The 26346-nt window shown below is 41.7% G+C and carries 22 protein-coding genes; 14 read left to right on the top strand and 8 right to left on the bottom strand.

All coding sequences use genetic code 11. From position 1 onward, the window contains the following. The first annotated feature begins 59 nt into the window (after positions 1-59). Positions 60-962, top strand: a complete 903-nt coding sequence (locus AC504W_RS00580; protein ID WP_494875695.1) for a hypothetical protein — start codon at positions 60-62, stop codon at positions 960-962. Positions 963-1078: 116 nt separating this feature from the next. Here AC504W_RS00580 and AC504W_RS00575 read toward each other — a convergent pair whose 3' ends face one another. After that, positions 1079-2281, bottom strand: a complete 1203-nt coding sequence (locus AC504W_RS00575) for a phosphoglycerate kinase (RefSeq protein WP_494879508.1) — start codon at positions 2279-2281, stop codon at positions 1079-1081. A gap of 88 nt (positions 2282-2369) precedes the next feature. Between AC504W_RS00575 and AC504W_RS00570 the strand changes: the two genes are divergently transcribed. After that, positions 2370-2777 carry a universal stress protein gene (locus AC504W_RS00570; RefSeq protein WP_096582211.1) on the top strand — a complete coding sequence of 136 codons (408 nt, stop codon included), beginning with the start codon at positions 2370-2372 and terminating at the stop codon, positions 2775-2777. A gap of 124 nt (positions 2778-2901) precedes the next feature. Here the strand turns inward: AC504W_RS00570 and AC504W_RS00565 are convergent, their stop codons facing one another. Both AC504W_RS00565 and AC504W_RS00560 read right to left on the bottom strand, forming a co-directional pair. Beyond that, positions 2902-4182: a hypothetical protein gene (locus tag AC504W_RS00565; protein ID WP_494875693.1), complete on the bottom strand. Its 1281-nt coding sequence runs from the start codon at positions 4180-4182 to the stop codon at positions 2902-2904. A 99-nt stretch (positions 4183-4281) separates the two neighbouring features. Continuing rightward, the gene (locus AC504W_RS00560; RefSeq protein WP_494875691.1) at positions 4282-4461 is read right to left on the bottom strand and encodes a hypothetical protein; all 180 of its coding nucleotides are present in this window, start codon (positions 4459-4461) and stop codon (positions 4282-4284) included. A gap of 147 nt (positions 4462-4608) precedes the next feature. Between AC504W_RS00560 and AC504W_RS00555 the strand changes: the two genes are divergently transcribed. The 3 genes from AC504W_RS00555 to AC504W_RS00545 all read left to right on the top strand — a co-directional run bounded on the left by AC504W_RS00555 (position 4609) and on the right by AC504W_RS00545 (position 7369). Further along, a complete protein-coding gene (locus AC504W_RS00555) occupies positions 4609-5916 on the top strand; it encodes an acetyl ornithine aminotransferase family protein (RefSeq protein WP_494875690.1) in 1308 nt (435 codons plus the stop codon). 78 nt (positions 5917-5994) lie between these two features. After that, positions 5995-6906 carry a DUF1338 domain-containing protein gene (locus tag AC504W_RS00550; RefSeq protein ID WP_494875689.1) on the top strand — a complete coding sequence of 304 codons (912 nt, stop codon included), beginning with the start codon at positions 5995-5997 and terminating at the stop codon, positions 6904-6906. Positions 6907-7015: 109 nt separating this feature from the next. Next, positions 7016-7369 carry a hypothetical protein gene (locus AC504W_RS00545; RefSeq protein ID WP_494875688.1) on the top strand — a complete coding sequence of 118 codons (354 nt, stop codon included), beginning with the start codon at positions 7016-7018 and terminating at the stop codon, positions 7367-7369. 91 nt (positions 7370-7460) lie between these two features. Here AC504W_RS00545 and AC504W_RS00540 read toward each other — a convergent pair whose 3' ends face one another. Beyond that, complete coding sequence (locus AC504W_RS00540; protein WP_096582201.1) at positions 7461-8009, bottom strand: pentapeptide repeat-containing protein; 549 nt, start codon at positions 8007-8009, stop codon at positions 7461-7463. 393 nt (positions 8010-8402) lie between these two features. Continuing rightward, a complete protein-coding gene (locus tag AC504W_RS00535) occupies positions 8403-9344 on the bottom strand; it encodes an LPS biosynthesis glycosyltransferase (RefSeq protein ID WP_494875686.1) in 942 nt (313 codons plus the stop codon). Between the two features lie 1253 nt (positions 9345-10597). On the opposite strand from AC504W_RS00535, the gene AC504W_RS00530 reads away from it, so the two are divergent. From AC504W_RS00530 to coaBC, 7 genes are all read left to right on the top strand, one after another. Further along, a complete protein-coding gene (locus tag AC504W_RS00530; protein WP_494875684.1) occupies positions 10598-11518 on the top strand; it encodes a hypothetical protein in 921 nt (306 codons plus the stop codon). A 1-nt stretch (position 11519) separates the two neighbouring features. After that, a complete protein-coding gene (locus tag AC504W_RS00525; protein WP_494875682.1) occupies positions 11520-15239 on the top strand; it encodes a hypothetical protein in 3720 nt (1239 codons plus the stop codon). 8 nt (positions 15240-15247) lie between these two features. Beyond that, entirely contained in the window at positions 15248-17410 is a 2163-nt protein-coding gene (locus AC504W_RS00520; RefSeq protein ID WP_494875681.1) for an OmpA family protein, read from the top strand. A 108-nt stretch (positions 17411-17518) separates the two neighbouring features. Then, positions 17519-20155, top strand: a complete 2637-nt coding sequence (locus tag AC504W_RS00515) for a beta strand repeat-containing protein (RefSeq protein ID WP_494875680.1) — start codon at positions 17519-17521, stop codon at positions 20153-20155. Positions 20156-20251: 96 nt separating this feature from the next. Then, a complete protein-coding gene (locus AC504W_RS00510; RefSeq protein ID WP_494875679.1) occupies positions 20252-20872 on the top strand; it encodes an alpha/beta hydrolase in 621 nt (206 codons plus the stop codon). Positions 20873-21025: 153 nt separating this feature from the next. Further along, positions 21026-21238 carry a protein IsiD gene (isiD, locus tag AC504W_RS00505; protein ID WP_062297109.1) on the top strand — a complete coding sequence of 71 codons (213 nt, stop codon included), beginning with the start codon at positions 21026-21028 and terminating at the stop codon, positions 21236-21238. A 63-nt stretch (positions 21239-21301) separates the two neighbouring features. Further along, the gene (coaBC, locus tag AC504W_RS00500; RefSeq protein WP_494875677.1) at positions 21302-22534 is read left to right on the top strand and encodes a bifunctional phosphopantothenoylcysteine decarboxylase/phosphopantothenate--cysteine ligase CoaBC; all 1233 of its coding nucleotides are present in this window, start codon (positions 21302-21304) and stop codon (positions 22532-22534) included. A 90-nt stretch (positions 22535-22624) separates the two neighbouring features. Here the strand turns inward: coaBC and AC504W_RS00495 are convergent, their stop codons facing one another. Further along, complete coding sequence (locus tag AC504W_RS00495; RefSeq protein WP_494875676.1) at positions 22625-23248, bottom strand: class I SAM-dependent methyltransferase; 624 nt, start codon at positions 23246-23248, stop codon at positions 22625-22627. A 93-nt stretch (positions 23249-23341) separates the two neighbouring features. On the opposite strand from AC504W_RS00495, the gene hemH reads away from it, so the two are divergent. Next, a complete protein-coding gene (gene hemH / locus AC504W_RS00490) occupies positions 23342-24508 on the top strand; it encodes a ferrochelatase (RefSeq protein ID WP_494875675.1) in 1167 nt (388 codons plus the stop codon). Between the two features lie 109 nt (positions 24509-24617). After that, positions 24618-25196: an NADPH-dependent FMN reductase gene (locus tag AC504W_RS00485; RefSeq protein WP_494875674.1), complete on the top strand. Its 579-nt coding sequence runs from the start codon at positions 24618-24620 to the stop codon at positions 25194-25196. 14 nt (positions 25197-25210) lie between these two features. Here AC504W_RS00485 and AC504W_RS00480 read toward each other — a convergent pair whose 3' ends face one another. Both AC504W_RS00480 and AC504W_RS00475 read right to left on the bottom strand, forming a co-directional pair. Continuing rightward, the gene (locus AC504W_RS00480; protein ID WP_494875672.1) at positions 25211-25423 is read right to left on the bottom strand and encodes a DUF4351 domain-containing protein; all 213 of its coding nucleotides are present in this window, start codon (positions 25421-25423) and stop codon (positions 25211-25213) included. A 10-nt stretch (positions 25424-25433) separates the two neighbouring features. Further along, a complete protein-coding gene (locus tag AC504W_RS00475; protein WP_494875671.1) occupies positions 25434-26342 on the bottom strand; it encodes an Rpn family recombination-promoting nuclease/putative transposase in 909 nt (302 codons plus the stop codon). Positions 26343-26346 lie beyond the last annotated feature (4 nt).

The raw sequence follows: 26346 nt of genomic DNA, 5'->3' as shown, positions 1-26346 counted from the left end.
CGCCATACTTGTATACTCTATTGTGTGTTGTTAGAGTATTACCTCAGTTTGCAGCAGGTATGGCAGAACCAATTCGGATTCTTTTACAAACAACAATTCCTACGACTGAAGACGACTGGAGCATTTTTCGGTTCTCAATGCTACAGGAGTATTTAGCATCGATTCAAGATGAAGCGGGAAATTGTTTATTTAAAGTTGTAGCACGCGATCGCTCTGCCGACGCAGAAGGCAATGATCCAATTTTAGGAAGCCTTGACCAATCTGATTTTGATGAACTTTGGCTATTTGCTTTAGATGTTGGTGATGGTTTAACAGCCAAAGATATTGCCGGAATTAACGCTTTTCGCCGACGCGGTGGCGGTATTTTAACCACACGCGACCATCAAGATATGGGCTGTTCTATGTGCGATTTAATTGATATTGGCGATATCCATTATTTCAATACCAAAAATCCCGACCCTGATGAATCTCGCTGGTGTCGAGATGACCCATATACAACTTATATTTCTTGGCCTAACTATCATTCAGGCGCGAATGGTGACTATCAAAAAATTGCTGCTGTTGAACCTGTTCACGAACTATTAAAAAATCCGAATTCATCATCAGGTGTAATTGAATTTTTCCCCGCCCATCCCCACGAAGGTGGAATTGGTATACCTCCCAGTAATCTCAAGGCAAAGGTAATTGCTTTAGGAAAAAGCTTGGTTACAGGTCGTGATTTTAATTTGATTGTAGCGATCGACCATTACCAAGATGCACAAGGTAATCACTTAGGGCGTACTGTCGCTACTTCCAGTTTCCATCATTTTGTGGATTACAACTGGGATATTACTAAGGGTTGTCCTACTTTTGTAGATGAACCGCCTGGAGATGGGATGAAAAACGAGCCACGGGCTTTAGAAGATATTAAAACTTATGTGCGTAATCTTGCCTTGTGGTTGGCAAAAAAAGCTGAAGGCTGAATTCTGAAGTCTGAAATGAAGAAACTTTTTAGAATGGGTTAGCGTATTATCAAGATGAAGTATGAAGATGAAAGTATGAAATTTCACACTTCATACTTCACACTTCATACTTCTAATTACGCTTCATCTAAAGCAGCAATACCGGGCAGAACTTTGCCTTCGAGTAATTCTAAGCTGGCACCACCACCGGTGGAGATATGGCTCATTTGGTCAGCCAAACCAACTTTTTCTACAGCCGCAACAGAGTCACCACCACCGATGATGGTAGTTGTACCTGTTTTGCTAATGTCTGCGAGAGTGTGTGCGATCGCTTCTGTACCGACAGCAAATTTATCAAACTCAAACACGCCCATAGGCCCGTTCCAAATTACGGTCTTACAATCAGCCAAAGCTTCTTGGAAGACTTTCACAGAGTCAGGGCCAATATCCAAGCCCATACCATCAGCAGGGATATTCTCAATGCTGACAGTGGTTGCATTGGCATCGGGCGCAAATTTATCAGCTGACACAATATCAGTAGGTAGCAAGAAGGTAACGCCTTTTTCTTTGGCTTTTGCTTCCAAAGATTTCGCTAGTTCTAGCTTGTCTTCTTCTACCAAAGACTTACCAACATTCAAACCACGGGCTTTGTAGAAGGTAAAAATCATTCCACCACCAATGATCAGCTTGTCGCACTTCTCTAGTAGAGTTTCGATAACGCCGATTTTGCTAGATACTTTGGAACCACCAACAATTGCTGCCAAAGGACGTTGGGGATTTTCAATTGCATTTTGGAGGTATTGCAATTCTTTCTCCACCAAATAGCCAGCCACAGAAGGACTCAGGAATTGAGTCACCCCTTCAGTAGAAGCATGGGCGCGGTGTGCAGTACCAAACGCATCATTTACATAAAAGTCAGCATTTGCTGCTAATTTTTTCGCAAATTCTGGATCGTTTTTCTCTTCTTCTTTGTAAAAGCGGACATTTTCTAGTAAAAGCACTTGCCCATTTTGCAAAGCGCTAACTGCTTGAGCGACCTCATCGCCGATAGAGTCATCCGTCTTGACAACTTCTTGATCCAACAACTCAGACAAACGCTTGGCCACTGGTGTTAAACGCAGTTTCTCGTCTACGCCCTTGGGACGACCAAAATGGCTTACCAGAATTACCTTAGCACCCTTGTTTGTTAAATCTTGGATGGTTGGCAGCGCAGCGCGGATACGAGTATCATCGGTAATGTTACCTTGATCATCAACAGGCACATTAAAGTCAACTCGCACTAAGGCACGTTTACCAGAAATATCAGCCGCCGATAAACTTGCTAAACTTTTTTTGGACACAGCCAAACCCTCCTGATTGCCTTTTTGTTATCGTTTTGAAAGTATAACCATCAAGATTTTACCGGAGTCTGGGGTGCGGAGGAGAGATATGTTTAAGACAGTGTTATTTCCAATCGATCAAAGTCGGGAAGCACGGGAGGCTGCTGATGTAGTTGCCAATGTCGTGCAAAAGTACGGAAGCCGCTTGGTGTTGCTATCTGTGGTTGAGGAAACCTCGGCAGAAGCACCAAGTCCTGATCCGATGGTTTCACCAGAGGTAGTTGCTAAACTGCTAGAAAATGCTCAAGCCTTATTTTTACAGGAGGGTATTCAGTCTGAAGTTTTGGAACGGCAAGGTAAACCAGCATTTACCATTTGTGATGTTGCTGATGAAATCGGTGCGGATCTAATTGTTATGGGCTGTCGCGGACTGGGCTTAACTGATGAGGGTGCAACTGATAGTGTAACGACACGGGTAATTAATCTTTCTCCATGCCCAGTTTTGATAGTGCCTTAATTGGCTTGGAGACCAAAATCAATGGTTTAGACAGGTGTAAGAATATCGGGGTGTAAGTGAGCAAAAACTTTACACCCCATTTTAACAACTCCAGATTTTGTGTATGCAAATGATCTGTTGCCGTTTATTTCTTAACTAAAAAATATGCTGTAGCATACTCTGGTAATTGCTGAATATACTGACCAAATTCTTGTCGATTTTGAAAAATTCCTGCTAAAAAATCGAGTTGATAAAGGTTCGGTAAAAATGCTCCACCTGTATCGGCAATTACGCCCATTCGCAAATTTTTCCGTCCGCCTTGGGTATTCTCTATTACTACTACTTTACCTACGCCAATATTCAAAACATCTCCAGCAAAAGTCACTCCTGGTTTAATGGAAATTTTGGCATCTATTTTATGACCATAGCCTTTAATGGCATCTACCTTTTTAAAATACCAATAACGTTTCTGGGCTGTTCCTTTTAAGCCCCGAATATAAGACATACCATTATTTCTATCTACATTGAAAAATGCTTGAGAACCATCAGTAAATTTAATTAAGATAGTACCCTGCAAAAGGGCTTCTTCTAAACCATCACGAGTCAGGTAAGCTAAAGGTTGAACTTTACCAAATTCTTTACCGCCAGGCTCATAAATACCTGATAAAACATCTTGTTTCGTATATTTAGTATAAAACTTATCTTTATATGAGCTATCTTTTAAACTATAAATTGGTGTATTAAACTTAGCTGTTTTAGTGGGAGAACCTTGATGAGTAAAAACGGCATATTTGGTGATGCGTAGTTGTTTTTGACTAGTATTTTGCTTATTGTAAGCATTCCATTTAATCACACGAAAATTTTTGTTGATAAAATTAGGCTCTTGTAGCCGAGTCGGACGATTATTTGCAATGTCTTCTTTTAAGACAACAATCATAAAATCTAAAGTTTTGAGAACGTCTTCTACACTAACTCCTTGAGTTCCTAATAAACCTTTGCGTTGAATATCTGGATCATCAGCAGCGTGGTATTGGAAATATTGACGGGTATTAACAAGGGTACTTAATAAATCTGATTGATTGAAATTAATTTTACTAGTAGGTAATTTAGCTGTAGATAAAATTTGATTACCGTTAATACTAAATTTATAATTTTTCCACTCATCGATAACTGGATAGCCTACAGATACTGAAGCTGCATATTTATTAGACACTTGCTCTAAAATCGGCTGATTTACACTAGCCGTTTGCATAGAAGCTAGAGAAATTTGCGGTTGAGAGAGGGCAAAATTATCTTGAATGTTTTCTGGTTGAGCTAGTTCTGGACTTTTTGCCGGAGAGTAAAAATAGCCATGCGCGAAAATAGCCGTTAATAAAGCGGCGGTACCCAAAGAGAGGCTAATTTTTAGACTGAATAAGTTACTCATAGTTGAAAAAAATTTCCATAAATCAATAATAATTACACTTGCTTAATATCTGGGTGATATTAATTTGACAATCCAGAAACCCTGATTACAATAGTGGCATTATAACTGGTTCAAATTGTATTTATATCTGCTCAGACAGGTTAACTCTGTTAGTTTTACCAAGTTCATCTTGGTGTAATTAGCGTAGCAAAAATCAGTACTTACCATATTCACCCAATATAAATACTCAGTCAGAGCATAGCCATGAAACTCTTGTGCTAATTCGTTCGGAGGATTCATGAAAATTTTTCGAGATTTATTCAGAAGAAAATAACCCATATTACCGTTTTTCTGTCAATACGTAACATTTATACAAATGGCAGCAAATGATACTGTCAAAAATCTTACATACCTGTTTAATCATCAGTAATCTAAAAAATCTCAAAAATGTTAAGTATATCCATTAATCAACCTTTACCGAGTGTGCCGCGTTTGGTAACAGCTTTACCAGGAACTCGCGCTCAAGCAATTGTAGAACGCGATCGCGCTGTAACTTCCCCATCTTATACCCGCGACTATCCCCTAGTGGTAGCACGCGGTCAAGGCTGCATGGTGGAAGATGTAGACGGCAATGTATTTTTAGATATGACCGCTGGTATTGCTGTCACAGCTACCGGACACGCCCATCCGGAAGTTGTCAAAGCTATTCAAGAACAGTCAGCTTGTTTGCTGCACATGTCAGGTACGGATTTTTATTATGAACCGATGGTTGAATTGGCGGAAAAGTTAGCCTTTCGCGCCCCTTTCCCCGAAGGTGCAAAAATATTTTTTACCAACTCTGGGGCGGAGTCAAACGAAGGGGCAATTAAACTAGCTCGATATTACACCAAGCGATCGCTCATCGTCGCATTCTTGGGTGCATTCCACGGACGTACCTACGGCGCAATGTCGCTGACTGGTTCTAAAACAGTGCAAAGGGCTAACTTTGGGGCGTTAGTTCCAGGAGTAACTCATATTCCTTACGGCACTCACGCGAGTTTAGATTATTTAGAAAAACAACTATTTAATACCATACTACCGCCCCAGGAAGTAGCAGCTATATTCGTTGAGCCAATTCAAGGAGAAGGCGGTTATATTGTCCCCGAAGATGGATTTTTGCAAAGAATCAGAGATATCTGCGATCGCTACGGCATATTAATGGTAGTAGATGAAGTGCAATCAGGGATGGGACGTACAGGTCGCTTGTTTGCCATTGAACATTGGGGTGTGATGCCTGATATTATCACCACAGCTAAAGGTCTTGCTAGTGGTTTACCTCTCGGCGCAATTCTCGCCCGTCCAGAATTAATGACATGGCCGCCTGGTTCCCACGCCACCACATTTGGCGGAAATCCTGTGGCTTGTGCAGCGGGTTTGGCAACATTGCGACTGTTAGAAAGTGGCTTGATGACCAACGCTACCCAAATGGGCGAACTATTACAAGCTGGCTTAACTCAATTGCACCAAATATTTCCTAATATGTCTTTACCCAGAGGTAAAGGTTTGATGGTAGCGGTGGATTTAGTTGATGAAGCAGGTAATTATAATAGTAAGCTACGCGATCGCATCATCCAAGAAGCCTTTTTACGTGGTCTGCTATTACTCGGTTGCGGTAAAGCCGCCATTCGTTTTTGTCCACCCTTAATCATTGACAGCAACCAAATACAAACCGCCCTCGAAATTCTCTCTGACATTCTTAAAAGTATTGAGTCCTGAATAACAATTAAAATTTTTCCCCTGCTTCACTCTGTCCGCTGTAACCTTTACCCTGTCCCCTGTTCCCTTCTTCTATATATGAAACCCGAACTCGTATCTGATCTGTGGGAATCACTTTGGCAAGAATATCAAGCCAGAGTCAATTATGCCCAAATCTACCAAAACATGATTAGGGAGGCGGGTGGAACCGTCGCCAACGACCATATTGCTTTTCGGTCTTTGCGTTTAGTAGTCGATAGTCCCCAAGGTAAAATTAACTTAGGTATCAACCACTTAGCACAAATAGCCGAAGCCTTGGGTTACGAACCTACGGGGGAATATATATTTGCAGCAACCCATCTTTACGCGCGTCATTATCGCCATCCTCAGCAAGCAGAATTCGATTTACCTAAACTATTTATTAGTGAATTAATTGTTGATGAATTACCGGATACTATTGCCCAATTAATTTATCAAACAGTATCCACAATTCCCGCAGAAGGTCTTCCTGTTTTGACACCTGTGTTACTAGATGAGAATAATTTTGCCAGCAGTATCCAACAATTAAAGCAAACCTTCACTCGACCTTGGCAAATTCCTCGACGTTCCGTTTTAGAGGAAGTGAATAAAATTACCCAATACGGCGCTTGGGTGTTACTGCACGGTTACGCCGTCAACCACTTCACAGGCTATATTAACCGCCAAAATACTCCTGTATATCCTGATATAGATACTACTGCTCAAGCTTTGGCGAATTTGGGTGTACCGATGAAAGCCGAAATTGAAGGTAATACTACTTGTGGTTTACGCCAAACTGCAACCCAAGCGGTAACAGAAATGGTGAGTGTGATAGATGATAGCAGTCATGCAGAAATTCAAATTCCCTGGACTTATGCTTATTATGAACTTGCCCAGCGTTACATCATAGAAATTGAACCTGGAAAGCCTGAACTTTTTGAGGCTTTTTTAGGTAAAAATGCTCAACAATTATTTGAAATGACCCGACGTTAATCATTTCCTTTCTCATATCTGGGAAACATAAGCTCCTGATGGACATTCATGGTAAACGTAAGATTTAATCGAAGTATTTTGAGTAGTCAGGATTTTTTGCAGGAAACCGATGAACAAAATTATACTAAGCTTACTTTCGACCCCTGTGCTGATTAGTTCGATTTTGTCTATGACGGCTATGTTTAATCCAGCACAAGCAGCCGAACCAGCGGTAAAAGCCACAGAAGACCGTCTATCTTGTATCCGCAACAAGCATAAGGTTGGCTTAGTGTGTGCTAGAGTTTCGGTGTTAGCACAAATCCCCACACAGCAGGCTGAAGTGGAATTTTCACAAGAAGATGTGCCGATGTTGGAGTTTAGTGACCAAGAAAGCGAAATGGCAGTGACTTTGTTTGGTTGTGACTGTCCCGCTTGCATCAACTCGTTGCGTCAGATGAGTGGTGCTAGACCTTTGGTTTATTAGAATTTTACGAGCGATCGCTTTAATTTTAGCTGTTATAGACAAAAATTTAGGGACACAACAGCGATCGTGTCCCTATTAAACCCTATACTCACTAATAACAGCCAGCCCAAGTTACCCATTTATGAGATAAGCCTAAGTGCATTACTTTGCCAGTCATCTCATATTCTGTAACAATTGCTTTTGTGAAATCAGCATTGCTAATTTCTGCTTCATTAATATTACTAGCAATCAAATTTGCTTTCTTGAGATTAGCACCAGTCAAATCTGCACCACTCATTTCTGCTTCGCTGAGGTTTGCTTTTAGCAAGTTTGCTAGTAACAAATTAGCACCCCGCAAATCTGCACGACTAAGATTTGTTCCTTCGAGGTTAGCCTTAATTAAGTCTGCGCCTATTAAGTTTACTTCACTCAAATTTGCGCCACTCAGATTACCTCCGCTGATATCTGCATCAGTCAGATTTGCTCGGCTGAAGTTACATCCACTCAAATTAGTCTGGCTTAAATCTGCTCCACTTAAGTCAGCTTCAACAAAGTTTGCGCCTCTCAAATCAGCACCGCAAAGATTAACTTGATGCAGATTTGCACCCACGAAGTCTCGCTCTCCTGCTGCATATAAATTCAGGAGTTTGTTAGCATCCATATTTTCACCTCAACTTGTCTATAGGTACGCAAGTCTGTGCATTAACACTACCCAAACCACACCAAAGACTATTTTTTGAGTTGCTATAGCAATTGGGAATTGTAAGAAAAACTCGTTCTTTTATTTTCCTATACCTTCCTCGATTTGTAACTATGGCTTCATGGAAATATACTTACAGCATTGTTCTGGTTGAATCTTGATGTAAAAAGACCCGTCTTACTCATTCTGAAGGACTTTTATCACTTTTGCTAAAAACTGGGATGGTTCCAACTGTTGTCAATGCTCAACACTAGTAATGTTTTCATAAAAAAAACTATATTTCTTTTGAATATTTTTATACTTTTTTAACTATCATGTTTTCATTCTCAGTTCATGAGAATGATTGAGGCAAGTCTAGATAGAAGGAAACAACTGTCGGCGAATAGCAAAATTTGCTAACCTAGCAGGTACACGAGAACGTTTCAGAACTGGCAATCGGAGAAATTTACCTGTTAACAAACGAGCTATGCCTTTTATCCGTGCTTGAAGTCTCACTAAGAAAAAATTAAAATAGTCTACACCTACTTTTGAAGCATACATAGGCATAAAAGCCAGTTGATTATAGAGAACATCTGCTCTATGGGTTTTACTTAATCCATGACGAGAATGTTCTAGATTTGGTAAGCCACCATGCTCTCCATAATTTCGGAAAGGGATGTAGTTTTTCAAGTGATGATGGCGCAGAAAATTATCAAGATAAGTATCCCAAGTAGAATAAGCATTAGGGTCTGATTGTTGTATAAGTTCTTCTGCAAATTTAATTAATTTATCAGCCCCTTGGGGAGTAACAATGTAAGCAACGGTTGAGACTGAAAAACCTTCAGCATAGCCATCTGCTGAAATACTATATATCTGAGAGGCACAAGTATATAGCCAGCACATACCAACATTAGTTTGATAGGGATTAAAAGGTAAAGGTAGTTTGCCCAATCCTACAACTGGGACAAAATCTGCTTCAACAATTAAAGTGGGTTGAGTTTCTCTTGCAGCTATTTTCCATGCACTTAAATGATTGAGTAGACAAAGATAACTCGGAGAAAAGTTTTTATACTGTGGTTGGTGCTTTTGTCTCAATACTTCACACTGTAAGCCTTCTTTAATCAAGGTCGATTCAAGTAAATTAGTTTGTTCTTTATAGGCAATAATAAAAGCTCGTCCAATCACATCAGCAATTTGTAAAGAAGTAAAGGTTTTATTTTTTGATCCTCTTCGGGGATATTTGCACTCTTCTAGAACCTTTTTAAGGGTAGCTTGAGAATTAAAATAGTTTTTGTTTTTAATGCCTAGCTCTAACATGTAAATGCCCCTGTTACTGATAATGATATGTTGCTACTTAAGGAATAATATGCAGTACAAAAATATGGAATATACAGGTTGTATTATTGATTTTTTACTGGTTAATACTTAATTTCGCTGTTTATATCAAAAATAACTAGGGTGATATTACTGAGAGAATATTTAAACTCTGTAAATTATGTTTGATGCTGGAGTATAGTAATGTAGCAATAACTTTACTTTCATTGTCTGATGTTTATAGAAACTTAAAACTTTTAGAATAGATAATATATTTAAATTCACCGAGTAAGATTTTTAGATTGTCAGTTTTGGCAAAATTGTTAGCACTGCTCAATTATTCTTGATTAAGAATTTCTTTAGTACCTTAAATAAGTTGATAATTTCAGTAGAGGAAATTTTTAAACTTGCTTTTACCGAGAAAACTTGCAGAGATTATAAAACTATAATCTCTGGTTTCAGTATGATTACATTAATCCTAATAAAAAATCTAATTTTTGTACCTAAAAATAGTAAATACTAGTAAAACTTTAAACTTACAATAAAATATTAGATGTAAAAATTAGTGTTATCCACATTGCCAATCACTATCATTATGGTTTTTGAGAAAACGATAATGATTTTTAGATGAATTAATTGCCATTTAACCTTACTATAGTTATATTTGTTTCAAGTAAGCCGCTGCATCTACCAGAATTATTCGTGCATTTACCTAAAAACAGATCATAATATCAATCGTTGTATTCGGGCTGAGAAGAATTAGATATACAACAGTAAGTACTATCAGAGTAATTTTAATTTTTAAATTGCTCTGATATTAAGCTACATAATATTTGACTTGGTAGATATTTGAACTAGATTTATCACAATATCTATAAGTCAAGTTTGGGAATTGTACAAGATTTAACAACATGATGCTGTTGGCACAAATCAGAAATTAAATCAATTTTATTTGTGCGCTTTTAGTGAGTTAAAAGCTAAGTATACGGTCAACATGACTGAGAGTGCAGATGACTTATTTGAACTAATGGAAATTATCAAAAATCTAATTAAAACTAAAAAATATAAATTTTATGTGTTGAATATAAAACAATCTGGATATAAAAAATGGTTAGAAGAATAACATAATATTCAATTTACATACTTGGTTTGATGTCTAATATAGAGTGTTTTAAATAATCATGATTAATTATTTCCAATAATAACTTCTCATCATTTGTTCTTTTGAAGAAAAAATACATTTTTTTAATATAGCTATGAAGTTGGTACAAGACTGGAAGCAAAATTATCTTTTCTTGCTTCTGTTGCTTCCTGGAATTTTTTCTGTTGGCATTTCAGCCGTAATTGCTGATGAAACTACTAATACAGCCGTGTTGGGAGGCGATAATATTCAGCCTGTTACTTCTAATACTGTGTTTTTTACTAGAGGTGCAACTGCATTAGAGATTGTCAAAACGGCCGATCGCATCGCCGTGGAACCAGGTGATACCGTTGTTTATCGGCTGGCTATCCGCAACACTGGTAACTCTCCCGCCAGCAATATTACTCTGACTGATACTCTCCCCCTCGGCTTGAATTTCGAGACGCGATCGCTGCAAGTCTCTTTAACCAGCAATAACACCACCACACCTGTAACTGTATCAAATAGCCAAGATAACCACACAGTAACCATTAACTACGCTGGTACTATCCCGGCACAGGGAACGATGAATGTAGCCTATGCAGTCACAGTCACACCCGATGCAGTACGCGGAACAGGGAAGAATTTAGCCGTCGCCGCCGCAGGTAATATCCGCAGTAATACAGCCAGTCATTTACTAAAAATTCGTCCTGGTATTATCTCCGATTGTGCAACTTTAATTGGACGAGTCTTTATTGATAAAAACTTTGACGGCGAACAACAACCAGGAGAACCAGGTATACCCAACGCCGTAATTTACATGGATGACGGGAACCGCATCCTTACCGATGCTAATGGGATGTTCTCTCTAGCAAATGTGATTGCTGGTAATCGGACTGGAACTTTAGATTTAACCAGCTTACCTGGATATAGCCTTGCACCCAACCTCTACAACATCGAAAAAAATAGCCAATCGCGCCTCGTCCGACTCGCACCCAGAAGTATGGGACGGATGAATTTTGCAGTCACACCAGCATCAGGGGAAGGACGTAATTAAGATGACGCAGATTAGTGTTAGAAAGCGTGACTTAACTTTACTAAGCGTTTGTAGTGCATTTCCCATCCTCCCAATTGCGGCGGCGACTGCACAAACACCACCACAAACACAACAAAAAGTTGAATCTCCCAATGTCCCAGAGTTAATCGCACCTGTAGAAGATGATCTCGAAGCTGTTTTCTCGCCACCAAGACCAAGCCAACCTGATAAATTAATAATTTCAGACCAAATAGACTCCTTCACTTCTGTAGAAAGTACAGAAGATAATCAAGCGAATATTTCCTCAGATAAAATAGACTCCTTCACTCCTATAGAGAAAGCCGAAAATAATCAGGCGAAGATTTTCTCAGATCAGATAAATACGTTCACTTCTGGAGAGAAAGCCGAAAACAAGCAAACGGAAGAAAAAGCAGCAACCCCTATTTCCGCCGAAATTCGCATTATCACTCCAGTTGCAGGTGTGACTACTGCCAAAATTACTAACTTGGGAGTTCAATATCACTCTAATAACCAGGTAACAGTGACATTGAATGGTAAACCCATTGATGCGGCTATATCCCAATACTTGCATAAAGACGAAGCGCAAAAGTTAAACACCTTAATTTGGTATAACGTGCCGTTAAATAAAGGTGAAAATACTATTACTGCTCAAGGTGCTGATGGTAAATCAACCAGTGTGAAAGTCACGGTTGAGGAGGTGCAGAAAAAAATTGCGATCGCACCCATCCAAGAACCCAAAATTCCTGCCGATGGACGCTCCACCATCACCATAGAAGGTAAAATTACCGACGAAAAAGGCGAAATTATTACCGAAGATATTCCTGTCACCTTAACAGCTAGTGCAGGTCAATTTGTGGGTGCAGACCAAGATAAAGACGCACCAGGGTTTCAGGTACTTGCGCGTAAAGGTGAGTTTACAGCCACACTCCAAGCAGGTTTAATCGCCCAAAACGTGAAAATTCGGGCGGCTATAGACCAAGATGCAGAAATCGAAGCTTATACCAATGTAGAATTTATTACCAACTTGCGTCCTTCCTTAGCCACAGGTAGCATTAACGTCAGGATTGGCGCTGGTGGAACTGATTACCGAGGTAGTTTCCGCGACTATCTCAACCCCAATAAAATCGGTCGTACAAGTGTAGATGTAGATGCAGCCGTCTTCGCCACTGGCAAAGTTGGAGATTGGTTATTTACAGGCGCATTCAATAGCAAACGTCCTCTAAATCAAGATTGCAACGGAGATAATCGCCTCTTTGGTGGTATCCAATCTTGTGAAAAAGACTATCCAGTTTATGGTGATAGTTCTAGCTTTACTAACACTGCACCTTCTACAGATAGTGTCTATGCTCGCATTGAACGTACACCAGACATCCCAGGCGCAGAATCAGACTATTTTATGTGGGGTGACTACAATACTGAAGAGTTTGCCAGATCATCCCAGTTGTATACAGCTACCACCAGACAACTGCACGGCTTCAAAGGTAATTACAACTTTGGCAACCTGCAACTAACAGCCTTATACGCCAATAATATTCAAGGCTTCCAACGCGACGCAATTACCCCCAACGGAACCAGTAGTTACTATTTCCTTTCCCGTCGCTTAGTTATTCCTGGTAGTGAAAACGTCTTTATTGAATCTGAAGAAATTAATCGTCCAGGTACGGTGTTGGAACGTAAAGCCTTATCCCGTGGTTCGGACTACGAAATAGATTACGATCACGGTACATTATTATTCCGTCGTCCCATTGTCGCTACAGAATTAAACCCCTTCGGTAAAACTTTGGTACGCCGCATCGTCGTTACCTATCAAAACGACGCTGGAGAAGACAGCAAACTGTACGCCGGACGACTGCAATATAATCTGAGAACTTCCGAAAATACTCAAAACGGAAATCCATTTATTGGTGCAAGTTACCTTAAAGAAGACCAAGGACAGCAAGATTTTGAACTATATGGATTTGATTTCTTTGCACCTTTAGGAAATTCTGGGCAAATTATCGGTGAATATGCACACTCTCGCCACAATACTCTCGCTTTTGGTAACGTCAGTGGTTCTGCATACCGTTTAGAAGCTAGTGCAAATCTTGGCAAAAACTTCCAAGGACAAGCTTACTATCGTTCTGTCACCGAAAACTTTGCCAATAACGCCACTTGGAGTTTTACACCCGGACAAACTCGCTACGGTGCGTCCTTAACGGGGAAATTGGGACAAATTACCAGCTTTAATCTAGGGTACGATCGCGAAGACAATTTTGGTATCGCCCCAGCCGAACAAACCCAGTTAATTGACTTATTCAACCCCCAACCCCAAGCCGCACCAGGAAGCAAAATTAATAATTCTCTCACCACCATCCGCGCAGGTATCCAACAAAAAATCGGTCAATCTGACTTAAGTTTGGAATACATCAACCGTTCCCGCGAAGACCGCATTACTAACAAATTCAACGGTAACGCCAGCCAGTTAGTCTCTCGTTTGGACGTTCCCTTATCTGAATCACTCACATTTCACGCTCAAAACGAACTCAACCTAGGTAAAAGCGACCAACTCTATCCCAACCGCACAACATTCGGCTTAGATTGGGCGTTGTATCCTGGCGTAAGTATGCGACTAGCCCACCAATTTTATGAAGGTGGTTTATTACAAGGCAATAGCATTACCAGCCTAGATACAATTGTCGAGCATAAATTTTCCCTAGATACCACCGTCAGAGGTCGTTACTCAATTTTAGGTGGTGCGGATGGAATGACTGACCAAGGTTCCGTGTCTCTAAATCACGGTATTCGTCTCGCACCAGGATTAAAATTAAGCCTCGGTTACGAACACATCTTCAAAGATATTTTTGGTGATTCCGCCACAGGTATCAGATTTGCTCAACCTTACGCAGTCGGACAAACTGCTTCCTCATTAGGTTTGTTTGCAGGTGATGTTTACAGCATCGGCCTAGATTACACCGATAACCCCAACTTCCAAGCCAACGCCAGATTAGAACATCGTAGTGGCAGCGAAGGCAATCATACAGTAATTTCCGCCGCCGCATCCGGTAAACTTTCCCCAGCTTTAACTGCGGCGGTACGCTATCAACAAGCAGGCGGCGCAAACCAACTCTTGCAAGAACTAGGAGACACCGCAAATCTGCGCGTCGGATTAGCTTATCGTGACCCCAACGACGATAAATTTAACGCTTTATTAGGGTATGAATATCGCCAAAACCCCGCCACCACACCCGATACCTTATTGGCCGGTAGCGGTAACGGTTCCATAGATCATATTTTCTCCGCCGAAGCGATTTATGCACCCAACTGGCAATGGGAATTGTATGGTAAATACGCCTTCCGCAGCAGTTCTACTTCCCTATCCGAGGATTTTACCAACCATAGCAGCATTCACCTAGCGCAGTTACGCACAACTTACCAACTAGGCTACCGCACAGACTTAGCCTTAGAAGGACGTTGGCTGGGTCAACCAGAACAAGGCTTCAACGAATTTGGTTTAGCTGTAGAAGGTGGGTATCATTTAACACCAGATTTAAGAATTGGTGTCGGTTACGCCTTCGGTAGTGCAGATGACCGAGATTTTAGCGGTTATCGATCCGCCGGCGGCCCCTATTTAAACATCAGCTTTAAACTCAACGAGCTTTTCGGTGGTTTCGGTAGGCAAAAAATAGTACCACCGCAACAGCAAGAGTCAGTAGTTCAACCAGTAGCCTTAGAGTCAAAGTGAGGAGAGCAATGATACCAAAAAACCCCCCTAATTCCCTAACATCCACGAAAAAACCCTCTCTTTCCTCTCTTCCTTTGTGTCCTTTGCGCCCTTTGTGGTTCGTTCCTTTCTTACTTCTAATTCTCCCTCAAATTGCGATCGCCCAAACATCCCCCACATCCCTACAAGTAACAGTCAACACTAACCAAGACGGACAAATACAACCAGACGACAAACTCACCTTACGCGAAGCCATTGCACTAGTAAACGGTAATCTCTCCGTAGAAAAACTGAGTAACCAAGAAAAAGCGCAAGTAAAACCCAGCAACGACAACGCGCGAATTGAGTTTAACTTACCGCCAAATCAAACCACTATCCAACTACGGCAAGAATTACCAGCCTTAGCCACACCCAGATTAATAGTAGACGGTACTAGCCAAGCGGGTTACGATGCTTCCCGTTCAGCAACGGCGGAAATTGCCATTCCTCAACCAATAGTTGCTATCACCCCCACCGCCAACCAAGAGATATTGCGTGGTTTTACAGTCGTCGCTGATAATGTGCAGATTCGCGGTTTAAGTATCTACGGTTTCCGTTCCCTGAATCAAGGCGCAACCTTAACCACACCGCCAGCCGATATTTTCATTTCCCATCGTTTACCGCCTCCTAATACCAAACAGCAACAACCACCCAACAGTAACTTTCCCTTTGGAGACAAAGACATTCCCCCCAAAGGCGTAGTAATTGAAAACAACTGGTTAGGCATTACCCCAGATGAGAAAATGCCAGAGAAAACCTCAGCTTTTGGTGTCTACGTTTTCAACAGCACCGGAACAACAATCAGACGTAACCGTATTTCTTACCATGAAGGTAGTGCAATTATTACCTCAGTACGTGCCGAAAATACCTTAATAGCAGAAAACATAATTGTTAGTAACGGTATAGCTGGAATGCCTGATGCTGTGAGATTAGAAGGTGTAATTGCTAACTCCCAACTGCAAGGAAATTTAATTTGTGGTAACGATGGGGCTGGTGTTTATTTATTCAAGCCTACAGGTAACGTCAAAATTCACGATAACCGCATCACCTTTAACGGTAGACGTTTGCGCCGCGCCGCAGTTTACTTAATGGGGAACGAAAATCAAGTTACCGATAACGAAATTCGCCACCAAACCGGGCCGGGAGTAGCAGTGACAGCATTTGGTACTCATGGTAGTGGTTTTGGGAGTGCGATCGCTAACATTATCCAAAATAACAAATTTAGCGACTTAGAAGGCTTAAGTATTGACCTCAACACCCAGCAACAACTAAATATTAGTGACTTTCAACGGGGAGACGGCCCCAACCCCAAACGCAACAGTCCCAACCGCCGACTTGAAACAGCAAACGGCGCGGTGAATGCACCAGAATTTGCCAGTTCTCAATTATTACTAGTGAACGGTCAAGCCTTAATTAGCGGTCAAGCCGACCCTGGTACTCAAGTGCAGATATACCGCGTCCAGGGAAACGAGAACTACGGCCCCTTGAGTGAACCACTCACAACCTTAACTGCTGATGAAAAAGGTAACTTTAGCGGTAGTTTAACAGGTTTGCGGGCTGGGGAGAGAATAAGTGCGATCGCCACCCATCCAAAATACGGTACTTCCGAACCAGCCTACAACGCCATCATCACAGACCCCTCAGAGCAAAATCCCTCCACCTCTCCCCTACCAAATTCCCCACCTCCTAAATGTGTCAGCGCACCCCAACCAACCCCACAACCAGAACCAAAACCAGAACCCATCCGGCTCAAAGTTCCCCGCATCATTCACTTTGCCTTAGATAAAGACTTCATCAGCCAAGAAAGCAGCACAGTTCTCAACCAAATTGCCCAAGTCTTACAACAATATCCCTTCATTGTGATTGAAATTGAAGGCCATACCGATATCCGCGCCAGTGATGCCTACAACTTAGACTTAGGCAAACGCCGCGCTATGTCCGCCAGAAACTACCTACTAAAACAAGGCATTGCCGCCGAAAGAATGACCATTCGTTCCCTTGGTGAAAAACAACGACGCACCTCCGGTAACACCGTCATTGATACAGCCAGAGATAGACGAGTAGAAATAATTTTCAAAGATACCAGAGGACTAGAAATCATCCTTGAAGAACAAGAGAAAGACTTGCAAATGGAGGGGACAGGTAACAGGTGACAGAAAAAGTTAAGACTTACGCAAAAAATCTCTCAAACTCCCATTCCTCAGTGACCTCTGTGGTTCGTATTTCTTTGTGTCCTTTGCGCCCTTTGCGGTTTATTCAAAATGCTAAAACCCCACCATTCTCACAACCATCTTCTAAAACTTATCCGTAGCGTCACCCTTATCCTTACTACCCTCAGCTACCAAAGCCTAGTATTACTCACCCAAACACCAGCCACAGCCCAAGTCGCACCCCGCTTATGTGCCACCCCTGGTAAAGACGGCCCCAGCAGCTTAGGTGGCATCATCAATACTTACTACGCTGGTGCGACAAATACAACCGTTGCCGCAGGCTCAACCTCCATTCCTGTCGGCGCAATTAACCCCAACGGTTCTACCACACCCATTGCTGCTGGTGACTTATTGTTAATTATCCAAATGCAAGGCGCAGATATTGATGCCAGCAACACTGATAGTTACGGTAATGGAGTTTCTGGTGGTGGTAACAATAGTAATGTCTCCCTTGCTCCCGTAACCACAGGCGCTAGTGGCAACCTCAACAATGCCAACTTCACAGCAGGTAATTACGAATACGTTGTCGCTACTGGGCCAATAGCTGGCGGTTCCATCCCCATTCAAGGCACAAATGGCGGAGGATTAATTAATTCCTACAGTAATACCCCGTTTGGTTCTCAAGGACAAAGAACTTATCAAGTAATTCGCGTACCGCAATACTCTAGTGCCACTATGAGTTCTAGCCTCACCGCCGCGCCGTGGAATGGGGCGACAGGAGGAATTTTAATTTATGATGTTGCAGGCAATTTGAATTTAGCCAGCGCCACTGTAGATGTGAGTGGTATTGGTTTCCGTGGCGGTGCCGGTCGTCAGTTAACTGGTACTACTGGTCTCCTCCGTACAGATTATGTAACTTCATCCACTAGTGATGCCAACGGTTCCAAAGGAGAAGGTACTGCTGGCACACCCCGCTATGTACTTAACTCAGCCACCATCTCAGCTACTGATAATGGTGTTGAAGGCTATCCTGGTGGGAGTTACGGCCGTGGCGCACCTGGTAACGCTGGCGGTGGTAGCACCGATGGTCAACCAATCAACAACAGACACAATTCCGGTGGTGGTGGTGGTAGTAACGGGGGTACTGGTGGTCTAGGCGGTCGTTCTTGGACATCTGGAGTATATGTTGGTGGTTTTGGTGGTGCTAGTTTTCCTGCTAACAGTAATCGGGTTGTTTTAGGTGGCGGCGGTGGTGCTGGTACCACAAATCAGGCAACTAGTGCAACTACAGGTGTTCCGACTAATGGTATTGCTAGTAGTGGCGCTAATGGTGGCGGTATGGTGTTAATTCGCACAGCTAGTGTCAGTGGTAGCGGGACTATCAATGCAAACGGAGCCACTGCTTTTGATGTGCGTCAAGATGGCACTGGTGGCGGTGGTGCTGGTGGTAGCGTGATGGTGACATCTGCAAATAATAACCTTGCTGGTTTAACGGTGAATGCTAGAGGTGGTAATGGTGGCAACGTTAAATACAGCAATGCTGCTGAACCTTTTGATGGCGCTCATGGCCCCGGTGGCGGCGGTGGTGGTGGTGTTGTTTTTACTAGTTCTGGTGCTAGTGTTAACGTTACAGGTGGGCAAAGTGGCACAGCGAAAGACCCCATTGATCCTGTAGACCCTTACTTTGGTGCTACCGCAGGTGCAGGTGGTACCAGCCAAGCTGTTGGCGCTGTCCCTGGGGCAAATTCTGGTGCAGAATGCGTCCCCCAACTGACTATTACTAAAACCACCAGTACACCAGGGCCAATTATCAAACCAGGTAAGGCAACTTATACCATCACTGTTGCCAATGCTGCTAACCGAGCTACTGCTACCAATATTGATATTACCGATCCGTTGCCCAGTGGTTTTAGTTTTGATGGCTCTGTTACTCCTACCGTGACATTGAACGGCGGTGCAACACGCACCAGTGTGACTAACCCAACTACTGGCGCAACAACGCTGAATTTTGGCAGTTTCAACATTCCCGGTGGCGCAAGTGTGCAGATTACCTTTACTACAGATGTGGCTGCGACTGTGCCTGATGGAGTGTACAACAATGGTGCCACTGCAACTTATCTTGACCCTACCCGAACAATAGCAAATGGTACAACCAGCGTCACTTACGACCCAGCAACAGTAGGAGAGGAAGTAGCAGTGGGTTCTGCTACACCCACTCCAATTTTAAGATTGCGGGGTGTGAAACGAATTACCAATGTTGTGAGAAATGGTTTGCCTTTGAGTGGTGTTAACTTTGGTAGTTTTATTGATAATCCTAATGACCAAAACGATAACGCCGCAGGTTGGTCTCAACTTTCCCCAATAGGCATTATTAACCTGAGTTCGCAATTCACCTTACAAAGTGGCGATGAAGTGGAATATACAATTTACTTTCTGGCTGATGGCAACCAGCCAATACAAAACGCTAGATTTTGCGATCCTATCCCTACAGGTACAACATTTATTAGTAACAGCTTTGCTTCCGCTAGTGGAATTTTAGTAAATTTAGCTAATACCAATACACCCAGAACTAATGCTGCGGATGGCGATAATGGTAGCTTTTTCTCGCCTTTAGCTCCTTTAAGTGCTAAGAATGTATGTCCTAATCAAACTAATCCCACAGGTGCAGTAGTTGTGAATTTTGGTACTCTCAACTATACAGCAGGTAGTAATTTCGGGTTTGTACGCTTCCGTGTCCGAGTAGATTAATAGAATAAATCTACCTACATCCTTTATCCCGTCAAAATTTCTACTGATGGAGATAGGATTTACTACAGATTTGAATTATGGGAGTAATTTCCGTCTGTGTCTTTACAATTTATTAATGTCCCCTCTGCTAATTCTCAACCTCCAGTTGGCTTAATTGTCGCTTTGCACGGTTGGGGTGCGAATGCTGAGGATGTCGCATCTTTATTGCCTTATTTTCGATTACCGAATTACCAGTTTGTTTTTCCCAATGCACCTTATCCCCATCCTTATTCTTCTGTGGGTAAGGCGTGGTATGAGTTGCGAAATGAGAATATGTATCTGGGTTTAGCTGAAAGTCGGCAATTACTTACTGACTTTTTGGAATCTTTAGAAAGCAGCACTGGTGTACCTTTATCGCGGACGATTTTGTGTGGGTTTTCTCAAGGTGGGGCGATGACTTTAGAAGTGGGGTTAAAGTTACCCCTGGCTGGTTTAACGGTGATGAGTGGGTATTTACATCCTGATGCTGTACCGACAGGTAAAAGTGAAATTCCGCCGACTTTAGTTATGCACGGTACTCAAGATGAAGTTGTGCCATTGCAAGCAGCTATCAGAACGCGGGAAACCTTGCAGTCTCTAGGTTTTACGGTAGATTACCGGGAATTTGAGGCGGGGCATGAAATTAATCTGCAAATGTTAGAAGCGTTACGAAATTTTGTTTTAACGACAATTGGGTAGCCTTAAATACAAATTTTTTACAATTATGGTAAAAATCATGCAAATTTTTACGAAAGAAATGCCGTCTAATGAGTAATATAGATTGGGTGGTTGCGTCAAGCGCAACTTTACCCAAGCTGGATGCAAATGCTGCATAAGGGAGGGGCAAGCATTATGAAAACTCTAGGCATTTCCAGAAATGAAATAGCTGCCATGACCGCAGCAGATGTGGAAGATTTAGCTACTCGTCTGGAACTTGATAATTATAGCAATGCTTTTGAAGGTTTGAACGATTGGCATCTACTGCGGGCGATCGCCTTTCAGCGTCCAGAATTAGTTGAACCCTATATCTACCTCTTAGATTTAGAACCTTACGATGAAGCTTAGATAAAGTCTGAAGTATAAAGTATGAAGTATGAAATTAATTTCAGCCTTCATATTTTTTTTCTGATGTCTAATCTTCAGTCCTCAAGCAAAAATCACACCCAAAGGGTTCTTATTTGTGTAGGCGGCGGTATTGCCGCCTATAAAGTTTGTGAGGTGGTTTCTACTCTATTTAAAAGCGGGGTGGAAGTTCGCGTGATTCTCACCCGTTCAGCGCAAGAATTCATCACTCCTCTGACTTTAGCGACTCTCTCTCGTCACCTTGCCTATACAGATGATGATTTTTGGCAACCAACTCACTCCCGCCCATTACATATTGAGTTGGGAGAATGGGCTGATTTAATCGTAATTGCACCTTTAACAGCGAATACGTTAGCTAAGTTAACCTACGGAATGGCTGATAATTTGCTGACGAATACGGTGTTAGCGTCTAGGTGTCCTGTGCTGTTAGCCCCAGCGATGAATACGGATATGTGGGAACAGTTGACAGTGCAGCGCAATTGGCAGCAATTGTTAACAGACAGCCGTTATCATGGGATGAGTACAGCATCGGGGTTACTGGCGTGCGATCGCATCGGTGCTGGTAGAATGGCCGAACCATCAGAAATTGTTACTCATATTCAATCTTTATTACATACTGGCGGTAAGCGAGATTTAGTCGGTAAACGCATCTTAATTAGTGCTGGGGGAACGCGAGAGTATCTCGACCCAGTAAGATTTATTGGTAATCCTTCTACGGGTAAGATGGGTTTGGCGTTGGCACAAGCTGCTTTACATCGTGGCGCAAATGTGACTTTAGTACATGGTGTAGCTAGTTGGGATGTACCTTTAGGTGTGCAAGCTATACCTGTGATTTCAGCCGAGGAAATGCAGCAGGTAATGTTGGAATATTTACCGAATGCTGATGTGATTGTGATGTCTGCTGCTGTATCTGATGTCAAGCCTAAAGATTATAGTAGCGAGAAATTGCCCAAGCGATCGCTCCCTCAAGCGTTACCTTTAGAACCTGTACCTGATATCGTGGCTCAATTAGCCCAACTCAAACAACCACATCAATTATTAATCGGTTTTGCTGCACAGACGGGAGATATCATCACCCCTGCAAAGGAAAAGTTGCAGACTAAGAAATTAGATGTAATTGTTGCTAATCCTATAGATCAACCTGATAGTGGTTTTGGGAGTAATAATAATCAAGCCATATTTTTAGATAGGCAGAATCATCAATTAGAAATTGCCCATTGTTCTAAGTTGGAAATGGCGCATCATCTATTCGATTTTGTGATGAGTCACCATGCTTGATTTTTATCTGCGTGCATCTGCGGTTAATTAATTTTTTGTCTCACGCAAAGGCGCAAAGAGTTAGAGAAAGTTGGCTTGTTTAGTAGGCGGCTATTTTTTTGCGTGAATCACTTGTAAGCTCCCGCCTGCATACAATTGTGTCTTCTCTACATTGAAGCCAATTTCCTTTAATAACTCTGGTAAATCGGTTTTGATTAACTCCCATGCTGTTTCTGTTTCAAATAATAGTAAAAACACTGAGACACCAGGCCAAAATATGGGATTATTTGGTGCATGAAAATCTACTAATGTAAACACACCGCCTGGTTTCAGCACTCGATATACTTCTTGAATAATTTGCCGTAATTGTTCAGCGTGCATTTCATGTAATGCGGCGCTGGTATGTACCAAATCAAAAGAATTCTCGGCAAAGGGCATATTTTCAGCAAAAGCTTCTATATATGAGGCTTCTGGGACGTTTTGTTTTGCTCTTTGCAAAGATTTTGGTGAGGCATCTAATCCTGTTACATTTTGTGAATATTTCACTAAAAATTGTGTAGATTGCCCACTACCACAACATAAATCTAATACCTGAGTATCTGAATTAATTGTTAAGCCTTGTAAGGCAAGTTGGCGAAAACGGGTTTCACCACCGACGCTGATAGCAGCTACGCGGGAAATAGCATCATACAACCATTGATAGCGGTAACTTAAATCACGTAAAATTGTGGCCATTGCATCTTTCCTGACTATTAAGCTTTATATTTAATAAAGATATATTGTTAACATTAGTAAAAAATCTGAAAAGGTTGGGGGAAAATAACTGCTATGGGTCGTGTAGGCGTTTTATTACTCAATCTCGGTGGCCCCGATAAGTTAGAGGATGTCGGGCCATTTTTGTACAATTTATTTTCTGATCCCGAAATCATTCGCCTACCATTTCGCTGGTTGCAAAGACCCCTAGCGTGGTTCATTGCCTCGCGGCGCGTGAAAACATCTCAAGCAAATTATAAGCAAATTGGGGGTGGTTCTCCCTTACGGCGAATTACAGAAGCGCAAGGAGAAGCCTTAAAAGAACAGTTGAGTGATTTAGGGCAAGAAGCTAACATCTACGTAGGTATGCGTTACTGGCATCCTTATACAGAAGAAGCGATCGCTCTCCTAACTCAAGATGATATCGATAAACTGGTCATTCTGCCTCTTTATCCACAATTTTCCATTAGTACTAGTGGTTCTAGTTTCCGGCTATTAGAAAAACTTTGGCGAGAAGACCCAAAACTACAACCGCTGGAATACACTGTTATTCCTTCCTGGTATAAACAACCAAACTACCTGCGAGCAATGGCGGAACTCATCGCTCAGGAAATAGACCAATGTCCTCATCCTGATGAGGTACATATCTTCTTTAGCGCTCACGGTGTACCTAAAAGCTACGTTGAAGAAGCAGGCGACCCCTATCAGCAAGAAATTGAGGAATGCACATATTTAATTATGCAGACCCTCAATCGTCCTAATGCTCATACTTTGGCTTATCAAAGCCGTGTCGGCCCCGTAGAATGGCTACAACCCTATACTGAAGATGCGCTAAAAGAATTAGGCACACAAGGCGTTAAAGATATCGTGGTTGTACCCATCAGTTTTGTCTCCGAACACATTGAGACATTACAAGAAATTGACATTGAGTATCGTGAAATTGCTGAAGAAGCTGGAATTCACAATTTCCGGCGCGCACCTGCGCCAAATACTCATCCAGTATTTATTCGAGCCTTGGCTGATTTAGTCATTGAAGCACTGGAACAACCCAATTTCAAGCTATCACAAGCAGCCCAAATAAAAAAAAGGGTGAAGATGTATCCCCCAGAAAGTTGGGAATGGGGTATGACTACCAGTGCAGAAGTTTGGAATGGTCGAATTGCCATGTTAGGGTTTATTGCTTTAATTATTGAGTTAGTTACTGGTCATGGTTTGTTACACATGATTGGACTGTTGCAATAAAACAGGGGCTAGGGGCTAGAGACTAGGGACGATAAAGTAGTATTTTTAAGTAAATTTCACAATGAATTTATGAAAGTCTTTTAATCCCTAACCCCATTCCCTACTTACTATGTTTAAAACATTAGTTTTCTACGGTTCCTACAGGAGCGATCGCCAAGGCATCAAAGCTGCTAGATTTATCATTGATCAACTCCAGCAAAGAAATCATGAAGTAATTTTTGTCGATGCTATGGAGTATGACTTTGGCATCTTAGATAGGATGTACAAGGAGTATGCTCAAGGTCAGGCTCCGGCAAAAATGGCAGAATTGGCAGAACATATCCGCACCGCCGACGGTTTTGTCGTGATTACCGGAGAATACAATCATTCCATTCAGCCAGGGTTGAGTAATCTGATGGATCATTATCTTGAAGAATACTATTTCCGTCCAGCTGGTATTGTCTCCTACTCATCTGGTGGCTTTGGCGGTGTACGCGCCGCTATACAGTTACGCTCGTTTCTAGGAGAGATGGGAATGGTTACTATTTCCACCATGTTTGCTATCTCTAAAATTGGCGACTCTTTAGATGAATCAGGTACTCCACGGGAAACCAGTTTGAGTAAGAGAGTCGGTCAATTTTTACAGGAATTGGAGTGGTATGAAGACGCATTGCAACGCCAACGAAAAGAAAAAGGCACTCCGTTCTAATCCAGTTATTTTAACTATCTATTTTCAAACCAAGCTTCTAAATCAGTAGTAGTTGTAAAATTAAGCAAAGCCTCACCCAAATCTTCTAACTCCGCAGTTGATAAGCCTTGAATTTGTGCTTGCAATTGCGGATTCACTTCACCTAAACGGCGGTTAAGTTGGCGTAAAATCAGCTTTGCTTCTCCTTGTTGTATTCCTTGTCTCATCCAACTGGTAACGATTTGCATAACTACTTAACTATCTATTATCAAACCAAGCTTCTAAATCAGTAGTGGTTGTAAAATTAAGCAAAGCTTCACCCAAATCTTCTAACTCCGCAGTTGATAAGCCTTGAATTTGTGCTTGCAGTTGCGGATTCACTTCACCTAAACGGCGGTTAAGTTGGCGTAAAATCAGCTTTGTTTCTCCTTGTTGTATTCCTTGTTGTATTCCTTGTTTCATCCAACTAGTAACGATTTGCATAACTCTTTCCTCCTGCTGTGGTTCAATACTAGCAAGTTGCTCTTGAAATATTCTTTCTTCTTGAGCGTTCAAATCGAGATATGTATCAATAAACCCTGATATCAATTGTACTTGTGCTGGGTTGAGTTCTAAGTTCGCCAGTAATTGTAAGGACGTTAGTTTTACTATTGGGCGTTCTTGAACATTCATCCGCATTTTAGCTATCAAAGCACTAGCGACAGGATTTCTTTGATTGAGAAAGTCTTGCCATCTCAATTGATTTAATTGCACAACGTCATAATTAAATTCCAGCACCTTTTTGTTGGGAAAATCAATACGGTATGAATTTGGTTCTGGTGTTTGTGGTGTGTCGTGGGAATAAATGACTATAGGATATATAGGTAGCGCATATTTTTCATGCAGTCGAGCGAAGTATGTAAACATTCGCTGATTAAAATTAGTTTGTGAATAAGATTGATGTTCAGTGTGGATGATGAATAAAGTATTTTGATTTCTAAATGCAACTTTAGCGGCTACATCGAGTATTTTACGCTCTCCCTCAGTCACATCTGTAAATACTTCTTGTGGTAAAAACTCGATAGAGTCTCGCTCCCAATAAGCACTGACATCGGGAAAAAATAACTCGATAAATTCAGGGAAGAAGTTAGAAAGAAGTTCTTTAAATAAACGATCATGGTCAATCATCGAG

The organism is Nostoc sp. C96 (assembly GCF_059384975.1).
Note: the sequence above shows the minus strand (reverse complement) of the source record. Positions and strands in the feature narration are given on the sequence as shown.